20 protein-coding genes and 1 pseudogene are annotated in these 21561 nt (G+C 67.2%); 10 read left to right on the top strand and 11 right to left on the bottom strand.

Annotated elements, in window-relative coordinates; genetic code table 11:
- The first annotated feature begins 32 nt into the window (after positions 1–32).
- On the top strand, positions 33–1415 hold the full coding sequence (locus tag ACW17Z_RS06870; protein ID WP_492058120.1) for a M23 family metallopeptidase: 1383 nt from the start codon (positions 33–35) through the stop codon (positions 1413–1415).
- A gap of 222 nt (positions 1416–1637) precedes the next feature.
- Positions 1638–2108 (top strand): hypothetical protein, encoded by a 471-nt coding sequence (locus tag ACW17Z_RS06865; RefSeq protein ID WP_492058119.1) that lies wholly within the window; start codon positions 1638–1640, stop codon positions 2106–2108.
- On the opposite strand, the gene ACW17Z_RS06860 is transcribed toward ACW17Z_RS06865, so the two are convergent.
- Both ACW17Z_RS06860 and ACW17Z_RS06855 read right to left on the bottom strand, forming a co-directional pair.
- Positions 2105–4213: a phosphocholine-specific phospholipase C gene (locus ACW17Z_RS06860; protein ID WP_492058118.1), complete on the bottom strand. Its 2109-nt coding sequence runs from the start codon at positions 4211–4213 to the stop codon at positions 2105–2107. The two genes, ACW17Z_RS06865 and ACW17Z_RS06860, sit on opposite strands and share 4 nt — an antisense overlap.
- Positions 4214–4294: 81 nt before the next feature.
- The gene (locus tag ACW17Z_RS06855; RefSeq protein ID WP_492058117.1) at positions 4295–5614 is read right to left on the bottom strand and encodes a M20/M25/M40 family metallo-hydrolase; all 1320 of its coding nucleotides are present in this window, start codon (positions 5612–5614) and stop codon (positions 4295–4297) included.
- Between the two features lie 721 nt (positions 5615–6335).
- Here ACW17Z_RS06855 and ACW17Z_RS06850 point away from each other — a divergent pair.
- Together ACW17Z_RS06850 and ACW17Z_RS06845 are read left to right on the top strand one after the other, a co-directional pair.
- Positions 6336–6632 (top strand): nucleotidyltransferase family protein, encoded by a 297-nt coding sequence (locus ACW17Z_RS06850; protein WP_419320255.1) that lies wholly within the window; start codon positions 6336–6338, stop codon positions 6630–6632.
- Positions 6622–6897 carry a HepT-like ribonuclease domain-containing protein gene (locus ACW17Z_RS06845; protein WP_492058116.1) on the top strand — a complete coding sequence of 92 codons (276 nt, stop codon included), beginning with the start codon at positions 6622–6624 and terminating at the stop codon, positions 6895–6897. The genes ACW17Z_RS06850 and ACW17Z_RS06845 overlap by 11 nt, the downstream gene beginning before the upstream one ends.
- A 224-nt stretch (positions 6898–7121) precedes the next feature.
- On the opposite strand, the gene ACW17Z_RS06840 is transcribed toward ACW17Z_RS06845, so the two are convergent.
- The 4 genes from ACW17Z_RS06840 to ACW17Z_RS06825 all read right to left on the bottom strand — a co-directional run bounded on the left by ACW17Z_RS06840 (position 7122) and on the right by ACW17Z_RS06825 (position 11928).
- Positions 7122–9146 carry a TonB-dependent receptor plug domain-containing protein gene (locus ACW17Z_RS06840; protein WP_492055893.1) on the bottom strand — a complete coding sequence of 675 codons (2025 nt, stop codon included), beginning with the start codon at positions 9144–9146 and terminating at the stop codon, positions 7122–7124.
- A 26-nt stretch (positions 9147–9172) separates the two neighbouring features.
- Complete coding sequence (locus tag ACW17Z_RS06835; RefSeq protein ID WP_419320258.1) at positions 9173–9703, bottom strand: hypothetical protein; 531 nt, start codon at positions 9701–9703, stop codon at positions 9173–9175.
- 525 nt (positions 9704–10228) lie between these two features.
- On the bottom strand, positions 10229–11329 hold the full coding sequence (locus ACW17Z_RS06830) for a Zn-dependent alcohol dehydrogenase (RefSeq protein ID WP_419320259.1): 1101 nt from the start codon (positions 11327–11329) through the stop codon (positions 10229–10231).
- 101 nt (positions 11330–11430) lie between these two features.
- Complete coding sequence (locus ACW17Z_RS06825; protein WP_419320260.1) at positions 11431–11928, bottom strand: chemotaxis protein CheW; 498 nt, start codon at positions 11926–11928, stop codon at positions 11431–11433.
- 199 nt (positions 11929–12127) lie between these two features.
- Between ACW17Z_RS06825 and ACW17Z_RS06820 the strand changes: the two genes are divergently transcribed.
- Together ACW17Z_RS06820 and ACW17Z_RS06815 are read left to right on the top strand one after the other, a co-directional pair.
- Entirely contained in the window at positions 12128–12511 is a 384-nt protein-coding gene (locus ACW17Z_RS06820) for a hypothetical protein (RefSeq protein ID WP_419320261.1), read from the top strand.
- Between the two features lie 282 nt (positions 12512–12793).
- Positions 12794–13027: a hypothetical protein gene (locus ACW17Z_RS06815; RefSeq protein ID WP_492058497.1), complete on the top strand. Its 234-nt coding sequence runs from the start codon at positions 12794–12796 to the stop codon at positions 13025–13027.
- A gap of 282 nt (positions 13028–13309) precedes the next feature.
- Here ACW17Z_RS06815 and ACW17Z_RS06810 read toward each other — a convergent pair whose 3' ends face one another.
- Both ACW17Z_RS06810 and ACW17Z_RS06805 read right to left on the bottom strand, forming a co-directional pair.
- On the bottom strand, positions 13310–13807 hold the full coding sequence (locus ACW17Z_RS06810; protein ID WP_492058115.1) for a bactofilin family protein: 498 nt from the start codon (positions 13805–13807) through the stop codon (positions 13310–13312).
- Positions 13808–13880: 73 nt separating this feature from the next.
- Positions 13881–14126 carry a DUF2188 domain-containing protein gene (locus ACW17Z_RS06805; protein ID WP_492058114.1) on the bottom strand — a complete coding sequence of 82 codons (246 nt, stop codon included), beginning with the start codon at positions 14124–14126 and terminating at the stop codon, positions 13881–13883.
- Positions 14127–14229: 103 nt separating this feature from the next.
- On the opposite strand from ACW17Z_RS06805, the gene ACW17Z_RS06800 reads away from it, so the two are divergent.
- The 3 genes from ACW17Z_RS06800 to ACW17Z_RS06790 all read left to right on the top strand — a co-directional run bounded on the left by ACW17Z_RS06800 (position 14230) and on the right by ACW17Z_RS06790 (position 17979).
- On the top strand, positions 14230–14580 hold the full coding sequence (locus ACW17Z_RS06800; RefSeq protein WP_419320264.1) for a DUF3147 family protein: 351 nt from the start codon (positions 14230–14232) through the stop codon (positions 14578–14580).
- Between the two features lie 207 nt (positions 14581–14787).
- Complete coding sequence (locus tag ACW17Z_RS06795) at positions 14788–16461, top strand: serine hydrolase (RefSeq protein ID WP_492058113.1); 1674 nt, start codon at positions 14788–14790, stop codon at positions 16459–16461.
- A 222-nt stretch (positions 16462–16683) separates the two neighbouring features.
- A complete protein-coding gene (locus ACW17Z_RS06790; protein ID WP_492058112.1) occupies positions 16684–17979 on the top strand; it encodes an acetamidase/formamidase family protein in 1296 nt (431 codons plus the stop codon).
- A 350-nt stretch (positions 17980–18329) separates the two neighbouring features.
- On the opposite strand, the gene ACW17Z_RS06785 is transcribed toward ACW17Z_RS06790, so the two are convergent.
- A complete protein-coding gene (locus ACW17Z_RS06785; RefSeq protein ID WP_492058111.1) occupies positions 18330–19229 on the bottom strand; it encodes an EamA family transporter in 900 nt (299 codons plus the stop codon).
- 103 nt (positions 19230–19332) lie between these two features.
- Positions 19333–19938 (bottom strand): TetR/AcrR family transcriptional regulator, encoded by a 606-nt coding sequence (locus tag ACW17Z_RS06780; RefSeq protein ID WP_492058110.1) that lies wholly within the window; start codon positions 19936–19938, stop codon positions 19333–19335.
- Positions 19939–20029: 91 nt separating this feature from the next.
- Between ACW17Z_RS06780 and ACW17Z_RS06775 the strand changes: the two genes are divergently transcribed.
- Positions 20030–21415 carry a carotenoid oxygenase family protein gene (locus ACW17Z_RS06775; RefSeq protein WP_492058109.1) on the top strand — a complete coding sequence of 462 codons (1386 nt, stop codon included), beginning with the start codon at positions 20030–20032 and terminating at the stop codon, positions 21413–21415.
- Between the two features lie 43 nt (positions 21416–21458).
- Here ACW17Z_RS06775 and ACW17Z_RS06770 read toward each other — a convergent pair.
- Positions 21459–21541 (bottom strand): annotated as a pseudogene (locus ACW17Z_RS06770) (hypothetical protein); the annotation flags it as partial.
- Positions 21542–21561 lie beyond the last annotated feature (20 nt).

Here is a 21561-nt window from a genome sequence, read left to right as displayed (position 1 = left end):
CCTTGCGCGGCATCGAAACCGACGGGGGACCGATGCAAGAATTTGATCCGCGACGCCCGACTCTTCGCCTGGCGCCCCGGCTGTTCACCGCCGTCGCCGGCCTGGCCGCTCTGGGCCTGGGTTGGAAGCTGACGGCCGCTGACGTCCCGACTCCCGTCAAGGCCGCGCTCGATCCCGCCGCCCTGGTCGCCCTGCAGCATATCGCCTTCGCCAGCGCCGAGGCCCAGCCCGGCTTCGACCGTCCGCAGAGCATCCCCGTCAAGGTTCGTCCTGGCGAGACCCTCGAAAATGCCGTCGAGCGCGCCGGCGTCGCGCCGGAAGAGGCCCGTCAGGTGGTCGCCGCCCTGCATGGCGCGATCGACACCGTCAATATCAAGGCCGGCATGGCCTTCGAAGCGGCCATCGCCCAGCGTCGCAGTGGTCGTGGTGATGGCGTGGGTGGCCCCGCCCGCCTGATCGGCCTGTCGATGCGCACCAGCCCGTCCTCGACCCTGACCGTTTCGCGCACCTTCGACGGCGCCCTGAAACTGCGCGAGCTTGAGGAAAAGGTCACCGAGGAGACCAAGGTCGCCTGCGGCGAGATGAACGGCTCGTTCTACGAAAGCGTCGCCAATGTGGGCGGCACGCCCCGGGTGATCAGCGACGCGGCCAAGCTGTTTTCGCACAAGATCGACTTTTCGCGGGACATCCACGAAGGCGACAAGTTCTGCCTGGTGTTCGACCGCAAGGTCACCGAGAGCGGCCGCACCATCGAGGCCGGCGATCTGGAATATGCCGAGGTCAAGGGCCAGCGCTTCTACGGCTTCGAGCGCGACGGCAAGTCTCAGTTCTTTGACGAGACCGGCAAGAACATCAAGGGCTTCCTGCTGCGGACGCCGGTCGACGGGGCGCGCATCACCTCGACCTTCGGCGCGCGGCGTCACCCGATCCTGGGCTTCAACCGCGCCCACAAGGGCGTTGATTTCGGGGCCGGGCATGGCACGCCGATCCTGGCGGCCGGCGACGGCGTCGTGCTGGAGGCCCGTCGCTGGAGCGGCTACGGCAACTGGCTGCGCATCCGTCACGCCGGCAAGTGGGACACCGGCTATGCCCACATCTCGCGCTATGCGCCGGGCATCAAGGCCGGCATGCGCGTTCGCCAGGGTCAGATCGTGGCCTATGTCGGCTCGACCGGCATGTCGACCGGTCCCCACCTGCACTACGAAGTCTGGCTGAACGGCCAGCGGGTCAACCCGATCGGGGCCAAGGTGCCGCAGGGCACGATCCTGAGCGGCGGTGAACTGGCGTCGTTCAAGGCCAAGAAGTCGCGCATCGACCGGATGCTGGCCGATGGCGGGTCCGTCGCCGCCAGCGAGGTCACGCCCAAGCTGGCCCTGGCCGAACTGAAGACCGAAGCCGCGCCGAAACTGCGCTAGAGCATTTTCCGACGAAGTGGACGCCGGTTCGTCGTCAGAAAATGCGTTAAAACAAAAGACTAGAGTATTTTACCGATCCAGTCGGATCGGAAAATGCTCTAGACGCCGTCGCGGCGCTGAGTTGATCCAGGTCACTAGTGCTGCCCGGCCCGCGTGCCATCATCGCGCGGTTGCGGGGCCGATCCATGGCCGCCGCGCCTCCAGATCCGTGAAGAGAGCCTCATGACCGGTCCAGCCAAGCCGCGCGTCAATCCCGCCCTGAGGCTCGCGCTGATCCGGCGCATTCACAGCTGGCTGGGCCTGTTCATCGCGCCCAGCGTGGTGTTTTTCGCGCTGACCGGCGCCTACCAGCTCTATGGCCTGCACGAGGCCCAGCCCGGCTATCAGCCTGCCCCGCTGTTCGAAAAGCTGGGCCGCGTTCACATGAAGCAGGTCTTCGAGGCCAAGCCCAAGCGGGCAGCCGAGCCGGCCAAGCCGAAGCCGGCGGGTCCCGCGGCGCCCGCCAAGGCCGAGGAAAAGGCCAAGGTCTCGGTGACGATCCTCAGGGCGGTCTTCCTGATTGTCGCCATCGGCCTGGCGACGTCCACGATCCTCGGCGTCTGGATGGCCCAGGCCTATGGACGCGACAAGCGCACGGGCTGGATCCTGCTGGCGGCGGGGGCGGTCTTGCCGATCCTGCTGGTCGCGCTTTAGTCTGACTGATCCATCAGCGCCGCGCCGGCCATCAGCGGGTCGGTGAACGAGTCCGCGCCGGTTTCCAGCCGTCCGGCCAGTCGTCGCAGATAGCCGGCCTGATCCTCGATCCGCGCCGAGAGGTCGTACCAGCCGCCGGTCGACTTCAGCGGCCAGACGCGCTCGGCGGCCTGGCCGGGCTGTAGCGTGATCCGCCACGCCGGACCGGCGGACTTGGGCGTGACGACCATGCGTCGGGGCGCGGGGCCGTCATTGCGCAGGGTCAGGGTCAGGGCGCGCCGGGCGGGATCAGCCGTAACCTCGGCCACGGGCCCGTTCTGGGGCGTGGCGCCGATCAGGTGACGGTGGAAGCCGTTGGGGCCCAGGATCCACAGATCATAGGCGCCGGTCGGCCAGGCGTCTTCCAGGCGCTTGCCCGGCGCGATCGTATAGCGGCGCGGCGGCTGGTCCAGCCGCAGGCGGTCATAGACATGCAGCACGGCGGCGGCCTTGCCGGCATTGGCGAACCGCAGGACGACAGCGCCGTCCCGTGCGCCTTCGGCGACCTCGAGGCTGTAGGGCAGGGCGCGCGACAGGCGCGGTCCCGCCGCCTGTTCGGGGACCAGCGGCAGGGGCGGCGTCGGCGGCGTGGTGCGGCCCGGAAGGGCCCCCGCGCGGCGGGCCTCTTCCAGGGTCTTGGGCAGGGCGGCCACGAAGGGCTTGGTGTTGGGCGTTCGGAAGTCGAAGGCGCTGGTCAGGTCGCCGCAGACCGCCCGGCGCCAGGGCGAGATGTTGGGCTCCATCACGCCGAACCGCTTTTCCAGCAACCGGATCACCGAGGTGTGGTCGAACACCTGGCTATTGACCCAGCCGCCCCGGCTCCAGGGCGAGATCACGTACATCGGCACGCGGGGACCCAGGCCATAGGGGCGACCCATCAGGTCGTCGCGCTCGTCCTTGGCCTCGGTCGGGTTGCGCACCTGATGGTAGTCGGCCGTGGTGTCGACCGTCGAGGCGCCCAGCGCCGCGCCTGCCCTGTCTAACGACGGCGGGGACGGCGGCGGCACGTGGTCGAAGAAGCCGTCGTTCTCGTCGAACATCACCAGCAGCACCGTCCGCGCCCAGACCTTGGGATTGGCGGTCAGGGCGTCCAGCACCCGGGCGGTGTAGTCGGCGCCCTGGGCCGGGCTGGACGGGCCGGGATGCTCGGAATCGGCGGCCGGGGCGACCAGATAGGACACCTGCGGCAGGGTCCCGTTCAGCACATCCTCGCGCAGGCCGTCCAGCTTGCGGGTCGACAGGCCCAGATCGGCCAAGCGGGGATCGGCGCCCGGCGCCTTGGCGTGGCTGTCGCGGAAGCTCTGGAACCCGGCCATCGGGTTGTCGGTGAAGTTGTCGTCCATGTCCTGATAGACGCGCCAGGTGATCCCGGCGGCCAGCAGGCGCTCGGCATAGGTGCTCCAGCGATAGCCCTCGGCCGCCCCGCCCTTGGTGGCCAGCTCGTCGTGCGAGTTGGAGATCGAGGGGCCACCCAGCTTGCCAAACGGATCATTGGTCCCGCCCCACAGAAACAGGCGGTTGGTGTTGGTGCCGGTCTGGGTGGCGCAGTGATAGGCGTCGCAGAGCGTGAAGGCGTCGGCCAGGGCGTACTGGAACGGAATGTCCTCGCGCCGGTAGTAGCCCATGGCGTGGGCGTGCTTGCTTTCCGGCCAGCGGTCCATGCGGCCCTGGTCCCAGGCATATTGGGCGTCGGACCAGCTGTGGGGCGTGCCCTCGACCCGCATGTGAGCAAAGGTCTGGGCGCTGTTCAGCGGAAAGGGCGCGATCAGCGGCGGGCCTTCGGCGGATTTGCCGTTGGCCTGGGTCCAGACGGTCTTGCCCGTGCGGCCCGGGATATCGGCGACCGGGATCGGAAAGCGGTCGGCAAAGCCGCGCACGCCGTTCAGACCGCCGAAATAGTGATCGAACGAGCGGTTCTCCTGCATCAGGATCACCACGTGCTCGACGTCCTCGAGGGTCCCGCGCCGCACGTCGGCGTCGATGGCCAGCGCCCGGGCGATGGCCGGCGGCGCGCTCAGCGCCCCGACCGCCGATAACATCAGGTGACGGCGGTCGATCGAGCTCACGGGAAACCTCGTACAGTTTGGTCTGGACCAGATACCGTCCCCGTATGGCGTTCCCGTGACAGTCCGCCCTGCCGCGAGCCCCTAGTCGACCCCGGCCACGGCCAGCAGGGCGGCCAGACCGACCTGCATGCCCTTCAGGCTCTCGCCCTTCTCGATGTCGATCCATTCGTCCAGGGCGTGGGCGCGGCCGGCCTTGCCGCCCGAACCGATGGTCACGGCCGGGATGCCCAGGCTCATGGGGATGTTGGAGTCGGTCGAGGAGGCGCCGTGCTCGGGCTTGAAGCCAAAGGCGGTGACGGCCGCCGCCGTCAGGCCCACGATCGCCTGCTCGGCCGGGGTCTTGCCCGCCGGACGCTCGCCAATCACCCTGGGGTCATAGCTGATCTTGCCAAACCGGGTGGACCGCGCCGCGTTCTCGGTCGCCACCGCGCTGTCGAGAATGCCGATCAGGGTCTTGTCCAGCTTGGCCAGCTCGTCAGCGCTTTCCGAGCGCATGTCGAACTCCATGAACACCTCGTGCGGGATCGAATTGACCGAGGTGCCGCCGCCGGTGACGCTGGCCGAATAGGTGGTCTTGGGATCCTTGGGCGTTTCGACCGCGTACAGATCGACCACGCTCTTGGCCATGGCCGTCATCGGATTGACCGTGCCAAAGGCCCCGTAGCTGTGGCCGCCCGGACCCTTGAAGGTGACGTGATAGCGCTTGGAGCCGGTGCCGGCGTCGACGATGCGCGAGGGGTCCGAACCATCCATCGAGAAGAAGGCGGTGATCCGGCCCTTATAGGCGCTCTTGTTGAACAGATAGCGCACGCCGCGCAGGTCGCCGGGGCCTTCCTCGCCGACATTGCCGACAAACAGGATGTCGCTCCTGGTCTTGATGCCGGCCGCGTCCATGGCCCGCACATAGGCCAGCAGGGTGGCCAGCGAGCGAGTGTCGTCGCCGATGCCCGGCGCCATCAGTTTGGTGCCCTCGCGCCGGACCTTCACGTCGGTGCCTTCGGGAAAGACGGTGTCGAGATGGGCGGCGATGACCACGAACGGCCCCTTGCCCTTGGTGGCCGTGCCGGGCCGCACGCCCATGACATTGCCCTCGGCGTCCATCGTCACGTCGCTGAGGCCATGGGCCTTGAGCATCTCCAGATAGGCCTTGGCGCGGGCCTCTTCCTTGAAGGGCGGGGCGGGGATCTCGGTCAGGGTGACGACGTCGGCGATGGTGCGGTCAAAGTCGGCGTCCAGCTTTTGGGCCGCCTTCTTGAAGGCCGGCGAGCCGACCAGCTTGCGCACGGTCCCGGCGTGATCGGTCTTTGCGGCCGCCCAGGCCGGGGCGAGGCCGGCGGACGAGGCGACCAGCGCCGCCGCGAAGGCGATCAGCGAGGCGGAGCGGCGAAGGGTGTTGGTCATGCGGCGAGAATCCCTGACTTGCGGCGCCAGCCTAGGGGCAGCCCAGCCTGGTGTCATCCTGTGGCCGCCATGCGGACACAGGTTCGCAGCCTCGCCGGATTCAAGCCGGCAAGTGTGGGGAGGCGGCGGAGCGTCCGGGCCAGGCCCGGATGGGTTTGTAGTGGAGTACCGTTTCGGCCGTGGCCGGAGCGCTCCGCGCGGTCGTTATCCCTCTGGCCGGGGTGCGCAGGCCTGTTCAGCCTTTTGCCCCACCCGGATTGTATCCTCCTCGCGACGGACCCAGCCTTGGGCTGCAGCCACGCCGATTCCGGAGGAACCCGGAGCGAACCTTCGGACGGGCGGAGGCTTGGCCTTCCTCCGATAGGCGGGTTTACGTCACCCGCCCTCTTGCACCCGTACAACCGCCCCCATCGCGCGTTTCGGTCGCCAGCTTCGCGTCCTCCCCTGCGATGGGGCGAGAGTGATTATGCGGGAGGTTCGCGGGGGGCTGCGTCGGTTTTCGATCGTGACGCTGGGTGCGGCGGTTAGGGCGTTGAATGTGTTGGGGGCGAGGGGCGGCTATGCCCGTGCGGGCACGGGGATAGACGACCTTTTGAAACCCTCTCTCAAAGAGAGAGGGTTGAAGACTGGGGATTCAGCTTACCCCCTCAGTCAAACACCATCACCGACCGCACCCACCCCGCCACTCGCGCCTCACTCGCTTTGCCGCTACAATCCCCGCATGAACCGAGACGCCGTCATCGCCGTTCTGCGCGCCGCCGAGGCGGCCTTGCGCGCCATGGGCGTCTCGCGCGCGGCGTTGTTCGGCTCGACCGCGCGGGGCGAGGCACGGCCGGATAGCGATCTGGACATCTTCGTCGAGCTGGATCCTGCCGCGAAGCTCGATCTCTACGACTATGTCGGTATCACCCAATATATCGCCGGCCTGTTCACCGCGCCGGTCGATGTGGTCGAGCGCCAGGGCCTGAAGGCCCATGTGCGGCCGTCGGCCGAACGCGACGCGGTCTATGCCTTCTGAGCGCGACGTTCAGGCCTGGACGGATATTCTGGACAATGCGCGGCTGGCGCTGAATTTCGCGGCGGGCCTCGACGAGGAAGCCTTCGCGGCCGACGCCAAGAGCTTCTATGCCGTGACGCGCTGCCTTGAGATCATCTCCGAGGCCGCGCGCCGTCTGGACTTAGCCGAGCGGGAAAGGTTCTCCGATCTGCCGTGGAAAGCCATCACCGGCGCGGGCAATGTCTATCGACATGACTATGACGACGTCTCGCCGGCTCTGGTGTAGGCCACGATCGTTCGCCGCCTTCCGCAACTGATCGCGGCGGCGCAGAGCGCCTTGGGTGATCGGACCTAGACTGCCCGATCAATCCTCGTCCATCCTGACAGCGCCCCATTCTGCGAGGCTGTAACCTCTCACCCTCCCATCCCGTCCCCCGCCCAGGCGAATGACCAACGGAAAAGGGCCCCGCCTTGCGGCGGGGCCCCTCGCTCTCCAGCGTTAGTTGGCGCTTACCAGCTCTTGCTGACGCCCAGCATCACGCGACGCTCGGCTTCCAGGCCGCTTGCGCCCCGGGCTTGCGACTGGCGTTCGGTCAGCAGGTTCTGGCCGTTCAGCGACACTTCGGCGCCCGGAGCGAACTCATAGGCGACGCGGCCGGCGACGGTGGTGTAGCCCTTGACTGGCTCCAGCAGGTTGCCGTTGTAGGAGCTGAACTTGCTCACGAAGTGAGCGTAGCCATCCAGGCTCCACTTGTCGTTCGACCAGCCCGCGGCGAGGTTGCTGCGATACTTGGGCGAGGTGGCCTCGAAGTTCACCTTGCGCAGGATGATCGAGGACAGCGTGGTGAACGGCGCGTCATTGACGTTCGTATAGGTGGTGTCGGCGTTCCAGTGGAAGCCGCCATCCAGCTTGCCCGAAGCCGACAGCTCGACGCCGCTCATCTTGGAGTCAGAGACGTTCTTGTAGGTAAAGGTGGCCCAGGTCGTGGCGGTCGGCGCGAAATCGAGCGCCGAGCCGCTGAACTGGCCCTTCACGCTTTCGGTCTTCTGCGTGAACAGCTTGACGCTGGCCCTGGCGTTCAGCGACGGCAGGGCGCGGTCATAGGCCAGCTGATAGTTGCTGACGAGGGCCGGCTCCAGCAACGGATTGCCGGCGATCAGACCACCGGTCGGCGCCGGCGTGGCCGGCGGGATCAGCAGGCCGCCCAGTTCCAGCAGGGTCGGGGCCTGAACGCCGCGGGCGAAGGTCAGGCGCAGCGTGTCCTTGTCCGAGGCCTTGTAAACTGCGCCCAGATTGACGCTGGTTTCGGTGATGTCGCGATCCCACAGGGCATTGTTGTTCTGGGGGGCGCCGGCGGGGAAGGACCCCGTCCGCTTCAGGCTCAGCTTGTCGACGCGCGCCGCAGCGGTCAGCGACAGCTTGGGATTGACGACCCAGTTCCACATCGCCGACGGGGCCAGCACGGTGTAGCTGACCTTGGCGCCCTGGTACGAGGCGGTGTCCAGCTGGTTGTCGCGATATTCCACGCCCACGCGGATGGTGTGAGCCGCGCCGATCTTGAACAGGTCTTCCAGGCTGTAGACCGTGATGTTGTTCAGGTAGCGACGGCCGGGGGTCAGGGCGTCCAGATTGTTGCGATAGGCCTGGGCCTGGATCAGGCCAAAGCTGGTTTCCGCGTTCAGGGTCGCCTTCATCGAGTCGGTTTTGACGCGATGCGAGGCATAGGCGAAGGTCGAGATCACCTGGGTTGAAGCGCCGTTGGACATCGAGCCTTCGACACGCAGGCTGGCCTTGTCGGTCAGTTGGGCCACGGCGTCGATATTGGCGCGCGCCGTCGACGGGTTGTGGATCTGCGAGGCCAGGACAATGCCCGTGCCCGAGGTGGTGTTCTTCCACTCATTGGCGTGGTCGACGCCGCCCGAGATCCGGAAGGACAGACGCTCGCCCAGGCGAACGGTCTTCACGGCCGAGACGCTGGTGCTTTCGCCCGTGCCCGCCCGCAGCTCGATGACATTGGTGTCGTCAAACTTCGGGTTGAAGGTGATGATGTTGACCACGCCCGACACGGCGTTGAAGCCGAAGATGGCGCTGTTGGGGCCGCGAACGACTTCGATCTGGCGGATTTCGCTCAGGGCGATCGGCAGCGAGGCCCAGTCGGTGTAGCCGAAGTGGTCCAGATAGACCTGGCGGCCGTTGATCAGGACCAGCAGGCGCGGCGAGCGGGCCTGATTGTAGCCGCGGATACCAACATCGGACTGGCCGGCGGCGAAGTTCAGGATGTCCACGCCGGCGACGCGGCTGAGGATCGTCGGCAGATCGCCGGCGCCCGAGCGCTTGATGTCATCGGCCGAGATGATGGTCATGTCGACCGGGACCTCGGTGGCGCGCTGGGGCGAGCCCGTGGCCGAGGTGGTCACCGGTTCGTTGAACAGCTGCTCCATGGCGCCGTAGTCGATCGACTGGGCCGAAGCGGCGGTGGCCGAAGCCAGGATGATCAGGCCGACCGAAGCGCCGGCGAAGAGAGTCGTTTTCATGGTTTTGTCTCGTTCGTTCGCTGGGGTCAGACTTCGCGGATCATCATGCGGAAGGCGGCCTTGAAGACCGCGCCGACCGCGGCGGCCGCAGAACGGCTGACCACGATTTCCACCTTGGGGTCGGCCGAGACGCTCATCACGCAGGCGCCGCTGGTGACGCAGCCCATGTCCGAACCGATGGTGATGATCTTCTTGCCCTTGGCGGCGGCGCCGACCGGGCCGGCGTTGACGCCGGTGGTGATGTAGAGCGCCGCGACGCCCGACACGCCGGCGACGTCGCCGGCTTCGACAGGCTTGCCCGTGAGGGTCAGGGCGCCGGCGCTCAGTCCGCCGCCGATCGCGGCCATGACCGCATTCTTCTCGGCCACCGAGGCGGGTTTGGACGGATCGAAGACCACGCCGAGCGTGGCTTTGCCCGTCGGGCCGTTTTCTAGGAAGGTGAGCGCGCGGCCCGCGACCTGCAGGTCCTTGGCGGCGTCAGCGTGGGCGCTGAGCGGCGCGGCGATGAGCGCCGTGGCGCACAGCGCCAGGACACCAGATTTGGTTTTTTTCAACATGCTGCCTATTCCCCTGCCCAATTTCATTCGAGCCTTGCTGTGGGGGAAAAAGAGCCAGATTGGTAAATAGAGCGTAACTTAGCCTTGGGTAACATTACTAATTGAATGCAAGCTGGGGTTGTTTATAAGTATATACTCGCACTCAATATGGGTTTATGGTCATACTTTTTAAGAATTCACGCTGAGCCAATTAATATCTACACCTCAGAGTTCTATAACTTTAGAAGAGCTATTGTTGTTTTTGCTAACACTGTCGAAAAACAAACCTCTTCCCGGCATGACGACCGGAAAAGCAAAAAGAGATCCGCGCCAGGGAGCCCGGCTTCGACGCACGGCAATAGCTGAAACGGGCATTTTGTCGCACCGGCGCAGATGAGCCCCAACGACGCCCGACCGGAGGCGAATCTCTGTGGCTATGCGCCGGATACCCCGCCCCCTCTCCGCCTGCAGGAGGCCGCGACCCCGGCGATGGCCGGGGTCGGATGAGGGGGCGAAAAAGTCTGTGCGAAAGGTCTCAGAGACCTCTCAGTCAAACACGATCACCGACCGCGCCAGCTCGCCGCGCTTGAGTTCGTCGAAGGCCGAGTTGATCTCTTCCAGCTTGATGCGGCGCGAGATCATCTGGTCCAGCTTCAGCTTGCCGCCCATGTAGAAGTCGACCAGCCGGGGCATGTCGACCGGGAAGCGGTTGGAGCCCATATAGCTGCCCTGGATGCGTTTCTCGCCCAGGAAGTCGGAGCCGCTCAGCTCGATCTTGGTGCCGACCGGGATCATGCCGATGATGTTGGCGGTGCCGCCCCGGCGCAGCATGCGGAAGGCCTGTTCGGCGGTGACCTTCAGGCCGATGGCCTCGAAGCTGTGCTGCACGCCGCCGCCGGTCAGCTCCTGCACCTGTTTGACCACGTCGCCGTCGTCGGCGTTGATCAGGTCGGTGGCCCCGAACTGGCGGGCCAGTTCCAGCTTGGCCGGCACGCGGTCGATGGCGATGATCCGGCCGGCCCCGGCGATCGCCGCGCCATTGACGGTGGCCAGGCCCACGCCGCCGCAGCCGATCACGGCCACGGTCTCACCCGGACGGACGCTGGAGGTGTGGATCACCGCGCCGACCCCGGTCATCACCGAACAGCCGATCAGGGCGGCCAGGTCGAAGGGCATGTCGCGGCGGATGGCGACGCAGGCGTGTTCGTGCACCAGCATCATCTCGGCGAAGGACGACAGGTTCAGGAACTGGGCCATCTTGGTATTGCCTGATCCAGAGAGGTCTTCCCTGAACAGGCGCGGCTCATCGGTCTTGGACCTGCGGGTTTCGGGGCTGATGCACAGGTTCATGTGCCCGGTCAGGCAGACCTCGCAGTGGCCGCAATAGGGGTTGAGGCAGGTGATGACGTGGTCGCCGACCTTGACGGTGCGGACCTCAGACCCGACCGCCTCGACGATGCCGGCGCTCTCGTGGCCCAGCACGGCGGGCAGGGGGTGGGGGTAGGAGCCTTCGACGAAGTGCAGGTCGGAATGGCAGACCCCGGCGGCCTTGGTGCGGATCAGCACCTCGCGCGGGCCCGGCTTGCTGATGGACACGGTTTCGATCTGGAGGGGTTTGCCCACCTCGCGCAGCACAGCCGCCTTCATTCGCTCTCTCCCTGCAATGGCGGGGAGTCTATCGCCCCGTCAGGGGAGAGCGGAAGAGGCTTGGTCGAACAATTGTTCGAATTGTTGTCGGGGTGACGGCCTCAGGCCGCGATGGCGGCGGCGTCCGCAGCGGCAGCCGCAGCCGCGCTGGCGCGCTCGGGAATGATGTGGCTGACCGACAGCAGCACGGTCATGCCGGTTTCCGAGGTGATCACCGCCGAGACCAGGGGCGAATTCTCTTCGCCCATCGACGGCGGCGGATTGATCTGGTCGCCATTGACGATGAAGCTGTCGCAGACTGCGTCGACCAGCAGGCCGGCCACGTCGTTGCCGCTCTCGATGACGATGATCACCTGACGGGGACCGTCCTCGGCCACGCCCTTGCCCAGACGGGCCGACAGGTCGATGACCGGCATGACCTGGCCGCGCAGGTTGATGACGCCGCGCACATAGGGCGGGGCGTCGGGAAGTTGGGTCGGCGGGGTGACGCCGCGGATCTCGCGAACCGAATTGACCGGCACGCAATAGGTCTGGGTTCCGACCTCGAACGACAGAACCTGAAGGGCTTCGCCCGTCTTGTACGCCACGCTGCTGGTCATGGAAGCCTCCGCTGGTCGACCCGCCCGACGAAAGCGAATCCGTCGAACGATCCCAGTGTGGCGGCAAATAGTGAATAAACCGGCGCCGGCTTTGTCCCCTGGCGCCCGTTCAGGTGCGGTTCAGGCGCGCGGCGCGAGATTGCCTTCACGGTATCAGGCAAGCCGCCGCCGGGCGGATCGAGACGAAGGGGAGGGGCTGATGGCCCGCAGGATCAGCACCGTGATTGGCCAGGTCGCCGCCGGCCTTGCCGCGCTTTCGATGGTCGCCGCAGCGACCACGGCGTCGGCGGATTCGCGTCGCCATCATCGCCACCATGGCCATGACGGCGGTGGCAAGACCGAGGCGGCCATCGTGGCCGGCGTTCTGGGTCTGGCCCTGGGCGCGGCGATCGCCAGCAACAATGACGACGATGGCCGCTATGCCCGCTCGGGTCGCGGCTATGGCTACGGTTACGCCCCGCCGCCCCCGCCGCCGCGCTATTACAGCCGCCCCTATTACGACGACTATCGCAGCGATTGCTGGACCACCCGCGACTATGACCGCCGCAGCGGCGTCGTCTATGAGCGGACGGTCTGCCGCTAGATCCGGTGAACGGTCAGGCTAAGGCCCCGTTTTTGAACACCTTTTCTCTGAGGGCCGGCCGGGCCTGACGACGAGCGCCTTCGCCTTGGCCGCCTGGCCGAGGGGACGGGACGCGCCCCTCCAGCGTTCCTGAGCCGTGTCGGCGCAGAGATCATGGAAAGCCCCGGAGCCCCCGCTCCGGGGCTTTTTCATTTGGGCATGAGGGGGCTTGTCATTGCGAACAAAAAGGGAACATGATGCCGCTCCATTCAAGGGAGCCTGCCGATGTCCGCCGCCTCGATCCTGTCTGTCGCGCCCGGTTCCGCCTTCGCGGGGGCCTTCGCCTGTCGGCCTGACACGCCGGTCTCCGGCGAGGACCGGATCGAGATCGCCGAGGCGGTTCTGGCCGGCGCCTGGCGCACCCTGCGCGCCGCCGGCTTCCGGGAAGCCGAGGTCCAGGCCCTGTTCGATCAGATCGCCGACCGGCCCGAGGACCTGGCCCGGCGCCTGCGGAAGATGGCTAATGCGACCGGTTAACCGTTTACGCCTTGCCGCGACATTTCGGCGCATCCAGCCGGCGGGACAGGGATAGCTGCATTTGCACGCAATGGCCTGGATTGTGAACAGCCGAGCCGGCCCGAGCATCCCGCCGTCCCGTCCCCCCACCAAACGGCGGGGAGCCGCGGGGGTCTTCCGCCGCCTTTCCTGTGATGGCGGAGGGGCCCCGATGGCGGGATCAGGCGTGAGCGTTCCGGCCGCGATGGGTGAAGACAGCGAGACGTGGCGCGTGCGCCACAGCTCGCCATCCTACCGTCCGGCTTAGTGTTGGGCGACGTAGGCCGGCGCGCCTTGCGGCATCGGCGGGACGTGGCTTGGCGCGGGCGCCGCGACGGGCGCCGGACGCTGGAACTTCAGGCTGCGACCCTGGAACTCGGCGCCGGTTTCCATGGCCAGCTGTTCGTGGGTGATGTCGCCATCCACCCGCGCGGTCCCGTACAGGCGCACGGCCTGGGCGGTGACGCTGCCCAGCACATTGCCGTGGATCTCGATCACCTGAGCGGTGACGCTGCCCTCGACCCGGCTGTTGGGGCCCAGGATCAGCTTGCCGACCCGGATGTCGCCCATGACCACGCAGTCCAGGTGCAGTTCGCCGTCGCCGACCACATCGCCCTTGATGGTGACGCCCTGGGCGATCATCGAGGCCGGCTTGGGCCGAGCGACCGGCGTAGCCGCAGCAGCCTGGGCGGCCAGGCCGCGCGGAGGCTCCTGCATCGCCAGGGCGACGGGGGCGGGGGTGTCTTTCTTCTTGGCGAACATCGGCGTGGACCCTGTCTCGAAATGGCTCGTCGGAGCTTTCGCGAGCAAGACAGGGGCCATTCGCCCAACGCCGTTATGGGTTGTCGACGACGTGGGTCGTGGGCCGGTCGTCGCCCGCCGCGATCTCCTCGCGCCACTGGCCCGTGGCGTCTTCATAGGTGATGCCGGTGGTCTCGCCCGAGACCTCCTGCTCGGCGGCGGCGCGCTGGGCGGCGGACAGGGCGGCGGCGTGGCTGGGATAGGTTTCTGAAAACACGTCGCCCAGCTTGTAGGCCCAGCCGCCGTCGTGCTCCACGATGGTGTAGGTGATGTCGGTCATGGTCGGGCTCCTGAGGCTGTAGCAGGATCAACGAGCCGTCAGTGGCCAAGGTTCCGGGCAGCGTATCTTGTCCGGTCCCGCGCCCCCCAAGGAGACCGCCGCCATGCTCTATCTCGTCCTCAAGGCCGCGCTCTCGGGCGTGATCATCGCCGCGATCTCCGAGATCGCCCGCAAGTCGCCGGGCTTTGCTGCCTTGGTGGCCTCGCTGCCGTTGATCTCGATCCTGGGCATGATCTGGCTGTGGCGCGACACCCGCGACGTGGCCCGCATGGCCAGCCATGTCGAGGCCACCTTCTGGTACGTGCTGCCGTCCCTGCCGATGTTCCTGGTCATCCCGGCCCTGCTGCGGCGCGGCCTGGGCTTCTGGCCCGCCCTGCTGGCCGGCTGCGTCCTGACGATCGGGCTCTACGCGGTGATGATGGCGGTGGGGCCGAGGTTTGGGGTGAAGCTGTAGGGGTCTTGAGAGGGAGCCGGTGGCGCGGCCTTGCCGCCTGCGGTGTCGATCGAGCGACCCGAGAAGACGCACGCCCAGATCCGTTCCGTCGGCTCTATGGGTGACCACGGTCACCGTCGTTCACCGCTGGCAGGCGGCGTTTCGCCGATAGTCGATTGGCGGCCCCGTGGCGCGGTTCTAGGGGCTGAGGCGTTCATCGAGGATTTCATGCGTCCAGCCTTCACCGCCGCCGCCCTGTCCTGCGTCATCCTTGGCCTGGGTTCCGCCTCACTGGCCCAGACCCGATCCGCGCCCGGGCTCGACCTGGACGCGGCCCTCGCCTCTATTGATCCGAGCGGCGCGGGCTGTGTCGCCGGCGTCGCCCTGGCCGGCGCGTCGCCGGTGATCGTGGCGCGCGGTCAGGCCGACCTGGAGCACGCCGCGCCCCTGACCCCGGCGACGATCATCGAGACCGGGTCCTTGGCCAAGCAGTTCACCGCCGCCGCCGTCGTGCTGCTGGTCCAGGACGGCAAGCTCAGCCTCGACGACGATATCCGCCGCGTCCTGCCCGAAATGCCGGACTACGGCGCGCCGATCACCATCCGGCATCTGTTGAACCACACCAGCGGCCTGCGCGAGCAGTGGAGCCTGATGGCCCTGACCGGCAACGGTCCCGGCGCCCAGGTCCACACCAACGCCATGATCCTGGACCTGGCCTCGCGCCAGAAGGGGCTCAACTTCGCGCCTGGCGCGGCGTTTCTCTACACCAACACCAACTACGCCCTGGCGGCGATGATCGTCGAACGGGTCAGCGGGACCAGCCTGCAGGCCTTCACCCGCCAGCGCCTGTTCCAGCCGCTGGGCATGGGCCACACGCAGTGGCGCGAGAATTTCCGCACCGTCGTGCCTGGCCGGGCCAGCGCCTATGCGCCGACCGATGCGGGCTTCGTCGCCAACATGCCGTTCACCAGCGTTTACGGGAACGGCGGTCTGCTGAGCACGGTCGGCGACCTGCTGACCTGGAACGCCTTCCTGGACAGGCCCTCGGCCTTGCCCGGCGGCCCGGCCCTGGTAGCGGCCTTGCAGACTCCCGGTCAGCTGAGCAGCGGCGCGCCGCTGGACTATGGCCTGGGCCTGGAGATCACCCGCGACCACGGCCGCCGGCTGGTGTCGCACAGCGGTTCGACGGCCGGCTACAAGACCTGGCTGGGGCGCTATCCCGACGAGGCCGTCTCAATAGCCCTGATGTGCAACAACGGCGGCATCGACCCCGTGGCGCTGGGCGAACGGATCGCCGCCCAGGCCCTGCTTGCGGCCGGCCACGCGCCTGCGCAGACCGCCGTCTCCGCGCCCAGAGCTGTCGCGGCGGCGCAGGCCCCCAAGGACCTCACGCCCTATCAGGGTTTGTTTCGCGATCCGGTCAACGGTGATCTGGTGCGGCTGGCGGCGGTCGGCGGGCAGCTGACCCTGACGCGCAGCGGCTCGCAGATTCTGACGCCGCTGGGGCAGAACCGCTTCCAGACCGCCGACGGCGGCGTGATCGTTTTCAGCCGCACGGGCGTCGACGCGGCCGCGTTCAGCCTGACGAGGGCCGGCGTCACCCAGAGCTTCGTCGCCGTGCGCCCCGCCGCCGGCGACGTGGCCACCCTGGCCGACTATGTCGGGACCTACTACAGCGCCGAACTCGAAACCTTGATCACCGTGGCCCGGCAAGGCGACGCCCTGGTCATGCGCCAGCGGTTCGCGGTCGAGTGGCCGCTGGCGCCCAGCTTCGCCGACGCCTTCACCACCCGCCTGCGCGGCGTCACCACCTTCGTCTTCGCCCGCGACGCCGAGGGCAAGGTCACAGGCTTCGGCGCCTGGGCCGGCGGGGCGCGAAACGTTGTTTTCGTCCGGCGTTGAGGGATCTTCTGGCGACCCTGAGCGGATCTTTGCGATGCTCGCTCGCGGGACTACGATCGGACGTCCGGTTTCGGGCGGTAGTCTGATTTCCGTTTCCGACCCTTTGCGGACATGCGGATCAGGCCGCTAGTTTCCAGGATCGCACCGACCGGACGTTACCGATGCTTAACTTGCCGCATCGCGTGTCGCCGCTACCGTCGACATCTTTCAAGGAGACAGTTGATGCGCGGCCTTGTCGCTGGCCTGTTGCTGCTGTCTGCATCGCCCGCCTGGGCCGAGCCGCAGACCTGGGTTCTTTCCGTTGATCGCTGGGGCAATACCGAGCGCAGCACCCTGACCCTGGAGGACAAGGGCGACACACTGTCGGGTCGGTTGAACGATCTGGCGGTCGAGGGGCGGCGCCAAGGGGATCATCTCGTCTTCACCGCTGTGGACTCCGACGGTGATCGCTATGGCTTCGATGCGGCGCAGGCGGGAAATGTTCTGTCTGGCTGGGCCGACTATCCGGGCACCAACGCGCGCGATGTCCGGGTGAAACACGCTTTTACGGCTCAACGGCTTGAGATTCCTACCGGCCCACCGCAACGGCGCACCTACAATCCGGAGACCTTCTCCAACGCCTTCACGGCGGAGCGGGCGCCCGTCATGGTGATCCGGCCGGGCGACGTCATCGCGACGCGGACCATAGATTCTGGCGGTGTGGACGAGCATGGCCGCACTGTGGCCCTGTATGGCAATCCGCAGACGGGGCCCTTCTTCGTCGTCGGGGCCAATCCCGGTGATGTCCTGGCCATCCATTTCAAGAAGCTGGCTCTGAACCGGGACTATGCGGACAGCCTGGACGGCATCACCAGCAGAGCGATGCCCCTGGGGCTGGCCACGCGGTCTGCGGGTCTGGGCCAGCGGGTGCGGTGGCGGCTGGATCGCGCCGCCGGGACCGCCAGGCTGGAAAATGCGCCCGCAGGCTTGAAGACCTATCTGGTCCCTGTGCGACCGATGCTGGGCGGCGTCGCGGTGGCGCCCGACTTCGGTTTCGCGCCCTTCTCCGCCGGCGACACAGGACGCTTCGGAGGCAATATCGACTCCAACCAGATCGTTCAGGGCGCCACCCTGTATCTGCCGGTCTACCAGCCGGGCGGCCTGCTCTTTCTCGGGGACGGACACGCGCTTCAAGGTGATGGCGAGACGACGCAATGGGCGCTGGAAACCTCGCTGGACGTAGAGTTCAGCGTGGAGGTTCTCCCGAGCAGGGTGCTTTCCAGTCCGCGGATTGAAAACGCCGACGCGATGACGGTCATCGGGCAGGCCAGTTCGCTGGATGAGGCGGTGCGCGCGGCGACCGGCTCCATGGTTCAGTGGCTGGAACAGGACTACGGCCTGAGCGTCTCTGAGTCGTCGCTGATCCTGGGAACGGCGGCGCAGTATCGGGTCGTGACCCTGGCCGGTCGCAACGCCGGGATGGCGCTCAGCCTCGACAAGGCCTTGCTCCGGGACCTGCCCAGAAAGCCGGTGCGCTAGTACCAACGGCCGTTGATGCTGACCTCAGAGGGGCCAAATCTGAGAATACGCCGTCACCCTGGGACTTGTTCCCGGGGCCCATGGGTCAGCTTCCTCGTGAGAGTTCTATTCTGCGCCGCACCTGCGGTTGCACAATGGGCCCCGGGAACAAGTCCCGGGGTGACGAGGATATAGAGCGCGAGGAGTCGAGCTCAGCGGCGCTTGGTATAACTCCGCTCTCCCCGGCGAAAGCCGGGGCCCAGATCGAACCCTGACAGGTGGGCGTCTTCACACCGTCAGAAGGCGCATCATCCCCAGACGCTCTGGCTGAATCTGGGCCCCGGCCTTCGCCGGGGAGAGCGGAAGTGTTGCTAGGCCTTCGCCACCAAGAACCGCCCTCTGATCTTCGGCCACAGCATGTTCACCGCCAGGCCCGTCAGCACCAGGGCGGCGGCGCCAAGCTTCCAGGCGGGCAAGGCTTCCCCCAGCAGCAGGGCCGAGGCGCCCATGCCAAACACCGGGATCATGAGGGCCATCGGGGAGATGGTGGCGGCCGGATAGCGGGCCAGAAGCCAGCCCCAGGCGGCATAGCCGAACATGGTGTTGCCCACCGCCTGCCACAGCACCGCAGCCCAGGTCAGGGCGTCGGCGTTGCGCACGCCGGCGACCATGGCGCTCCAGCCTTCCAGCCACAGCGACATCATAAACAGCGGCGGGATCGAGAACAGGCTGGCCCAGACGACATAGCCCAGCATGTTCACGCTGCCGGCCTGACGGGCGACGATATTGCCGCCCGACCAGCCGGCGGCGGCCAGCAGCACCAGCCCCACGCCCAGAGGCGTGGCCGAGCCGCCGCCGTGGGCGGCGATCAGCACGATGCCGCTGGCCGCCAGCAGCAGGGCGACGACCTGGAAGGGCTGCACCCGCTCGCCATTGATCTTCATGGCCATGCCGATGGTGAAGAACACCTGGGTCTGCACGACCAGCGAAGCCAGCCCCGGCGAGATATGGCCCTTCATGGCCAGGAACAGCATCCCGAACTGTCCGGCCCCGATCAGCACGCCATAGGCGGCCAGGTTGCGCCACGGCACGTCGGGCCGCTTGACGAAGAAGGCCATGGGCAGCAGCACCAGGGTGAACCGCAGGGTGGCGAACAGCAGCGGCGGCAGGTGGTCCAGCCCCACGCGGATGACCACGAAATTGGTGCCCCACACCGCCACCACGGCCAGGGCCAGCAACAGATGGCGCAGGGGCAGGGGCGCAGCGGTCATCGGCGGGTCCTTTTTGGCGGGCGTCCCGCCTTTGATCCCTGGCGTCCCGCCCTGCAACGGAAACATTGTCTCGGTGACAATCCGGAGGGCGGGCCGGGCGGGATCAGGGCTGCGGCAGCCCCAGTCCGCGCAGCAGGGTGGCAAACATCAGGCGCCGCAGGGCCTGGGGGTCGATCGTCGGGGCCAGCTTGCCGGTGATCTGCAGCATCAGCATGCCGTGCAGCACGGACCAGAACATGTGGCCGATCATCTCGGCGTCGCCCTCCAGCAGGCCGGCCTGGATCATGCCCTCGACGTGGACGGTCATGGTCCGCCGGGCCCGGGCCACAGCCGCCTGCAGGTCGGGATAGTCGGCCTCGGTCGGCTGGTTGAGGTCGAACATCAGCCGGTAGGCCTGGGGCTGGGCGAGGGCAAACTCGATATAGGCCATGCCGGCCTGGCGAGACTGTTCCATCGGGGCCACCGTGGGCCCCACTCCGGCCTCGAGGGCCTCGGCGAAGCGGGTGAAGGCGGCGGCCCGTACGGCGGCGAGAATGGCGTCCTTGTCCTGGAAATAGCGATAGGGTGTCATCGGGCTGACCCCCATGGCGGTGGCCAGCTCGCGCATGGTCACGGCCTCGGGGCCACGTTCGGCGAACAGGGCCTCGGCGGCCACGCACAGGCGACGACGGAACTCTTCGATGTCTTCGGAAGACAGGACGCGGGGCACTGACGAATCCCAGTTGACGGACTGATTTTCTTACAACATAAATTTACAACGTAAACAATAAGCCATCACGACCACAGCCCGGAGACCGACCATGGACGGCGAGGTTCGCATCAACCCCTATCTGACCGGCAATTTCGCGCCGGTGCGCAGCGAGGATGATTTTGAGCTGGTGGTGGAGGGCGTCCTGCCCCCCGGCCTGACGGGGACGCTGTACCGCAACGGGCCCAATCCGCAGTTCGCGCCGCGCGACGGCAACTATCACTGGTTCGTCGGCGACGGCATGCTGCACGCCTTCACCCTGAACGAGGGCAGGGTGCACTACCGCAACCGCTGGGTCCGCACGAACAAGTGGACGGTCGAGCACGCGGCCGGTCAGGCCCTGTTCGGCAGCTGGGGCAATCCGATGACCACCGATCCCTCGGTCATGGGCGGCGACAGCGGCGTGGCCAATACCAACATCGTCCAGCATGCCGGCCGGCTGCTGGCCCTGGAGGAGGCCCATGCGCCCTTCCAGCTGTCCGGACCCGCGCTGGATTCGATCGGGCCCTATGATCTGGGCGGCAAGGTCACCGCCCACCCCAAGACCTGCCCGATCACCGGCGAGATGGTGTTCTTCGCCTATGCCGATGATCCGATGCCGCTGTCGAACAAGGTCAGCTGGGGCGTGGCCGACGCCGGCGGGACCCTGCTGAAGCGCGAGACCTTCGAGGCCCCCTATTGCTCGATGATCCATGATTTCGCGGTCACCCGCGAGCATGTGGTCATTCCGGTCCTGCCCCTCACCGGCAGCCTGCAGCGGGCCATGGGCGGCCAGCCGGTCTTTGCCTGGGAGCCGGAAAAGGGCGGCCAGCTGGCCGTGCTGCGCCGCGACCAGGGCGTGGCCAGCCTGCGCTGGATCGAGGCCCCCAAGGGCTATGTCTTCCACGTGATGAACGCCTTCGATGAGGGCGAGACCATCATCGTCGATGTGATGCGCTACGCCTCGGCGCCGCTGTTCCCCAAGGCCGACGGCACGCGGGGCGAGAACGCGGCGGCCTATCTGGTGCGCTGGACGATCGACCTGACCGCCGGAACGGTGACCGAGACGCCATTGGATGATCTGGCCGGCGAGTTCCCGCGCTTTGACGAGCGGCTGGCGGGCCTGCCCTATCGCCACGGCTGGTTTGTCGGTCAGAGCCTCAAGCCCGGCGACTTCCGCACCAACATCATCGCCCATATCGACCTGGAGACGGGCCGTCGCAGCGAATGGAGCGTGCCGGCCGGCGATGCGGTGTCCGAGGCGGTCTTCACCCCGGCCTCACCGACTGCGCCGGAGGGCGAGGGCTGGCTGACGGCGGTGGTCTATCGCGGCCAGCTGAACACCAGCGAGCTGGTCGTGCTGGACGCGATGAACGTCGCAGCGGGTCCGGTGGCGAGCGCCAGCCTGCCCCGGCGCGTGCCGTTCGGGTTCCACGGCAACTGGGTGAATGCAGCCTAGGCGCCGCCCAAACCTTGTCATCCCGGAAGCCTCGCAGAGGCTATCCGGGACCCAGGGGCCGCCGCATCGCGGTTGCCCTGGGTCCCGGCTCTCCACTTCGTTGCGGCCGGGATGACAAGCCGTTTTGGATGTCGAACAATCGTTTG

The sequence above is a fragment of the Caulobacter sp. GSs2 genome (assembly GCF_058680895.1).
This window is presented reverse-complemented; position numbering and strand designations above follow the sequence as displayed.

What these genes read in the sequence shown, in the direction of transcription:
- ACW17Z_RS06870 (WP_492058120.1), top strand. Translation starts at nt 33, where the DNA reads ATGCAAGAATTTGATCCGCGACGCCCGACTCTTCGCCTGGCGCCCCGG.
- ACW17Z_RS06865 (WP_492058119.1), top strand. Translation starts at nt 1,638, where the DNA reads ATGACCGGTCCAGCCAAGCCGCGCGTCAATCCCGCCCTGAGGCTCGCG.
- ACW17Z_RS06855 (WP_492058117.1), bottom strand. Translation starts at nt 5,614, where the DNA reads ATGACCAACACCCTTCGCCGCTCCGCCTCGCTGATCGCCTTCGCGGCG.
- ACW17Z_RS06850 (WP_419320255.1), top strand. Translation starts at nt 6,336, where the DNA reads ATGAACCGAGACGCCGTCATCGCCGTTCTGCGCGCCGCCGAGGCGGCC.
- ACW17Z_RS06845 (WP_492058116.1), top strand. Translation starts at nt 6,622, where the DNA reads ATGCCTTCTGAGCGCGACGTTCAGGCCTGGACGGATATTCTGGACAAT.
- ACW17Z_RS06840 (WP_492055893.1), bottom strand. Translation starts at nt 9,146, where the DNA reads ATGAAAACGACTCTCTTCGCCGGCGCTTCGGTCGGCCTGATCATCCTG.
- ACW17Z_RS06835 (WP_419320258.1), bottom strand. Translation starts at nt 9,703, where the DNA reads ATGTTGAAAAAAACCAAATCTGGTGTCCTGGCGCTGTGCGCCACGGCG.
- ACW17Z_RS06830 (WP_419320259.1), bottom strand. Translation starts at nt 11,329, where the DNA reads ATGAAGGCGGCTGTGCTGCGCGAGGTGGGCAAACCCCTCCAGATCGAA.
- ACW17Z_RS06825 (WP_419320260.1), bottom strand. Translation starts at nt 11,928, where the DNA reads ATGACCAGCAGCGTGGCGTACAAGACGGGCGAAGCCCTTCAGGTTCTG.
- ACW17Z_RS06820 (WP_419320261.1), top strand. Translation starts at nt 12,128, where the DNA reads ATGGCCCGCAGGATCAGCACCGTGATTGGCCAGGTCGCCGCCGGCCTT.
- ACW17Z_RS06810 (WP_492058115.1), bottom strand. Translation starts at nt 13,807, where the DNA reads ATGTTCGCCAAGAAGAAAGACACCCCCGCCCCCGTCGCCCTGGCGATG.
- ACW17Z_RS06805 (WP_492058114.1), bottom strand. Translation starts at nt 14,126, where the DNA reads ATGACCGACATCACCTACACCATCGTGGAGCACGACGGCGGCTGGGCC.
- ACW17Z_RS06800 (WP_419320264.1), top strand. Translation starts at nt 14,230, where the DNA reads ATGCTCTATCTCGTCCTCAAGGCCGCGCTCTCGGGCGTGATCATCGCC.
- ACW17Z_RS06795 (WP_492058113.1), top strand. Translation starts at nt 14,788, where the DNA reads ATGCGTCCAGCCTTCACCGCCGCCGCCCTGTCCTGCGTCATCCTTGGC.
- ACW17Z_RS06790 (WP_492058112.1), top strand. Translation starts at nt 16,684, where the DNA reads ATGCGCGGCCTTGTCGCTGGCCTGTTGCTGCTGTCTGCATCGCCCGCC.
- ACW17Z_RS06785 (WP_492058111.1), bottom strand. Translation starts at nt 19,229, where the DNA reads ATGACCGCTGCGCCCCTGCCCCTGCGCCATCTGTTGCTGGCCCTGGCC.
- ACW17Z_RS06775 (WP_492058109.1), top strand. Translation starts at nt 20,030, where the DNA reads ATGGACGGCGAGGTTCGCATCAACCCCTATCTGACCGGCAATTTCGCG.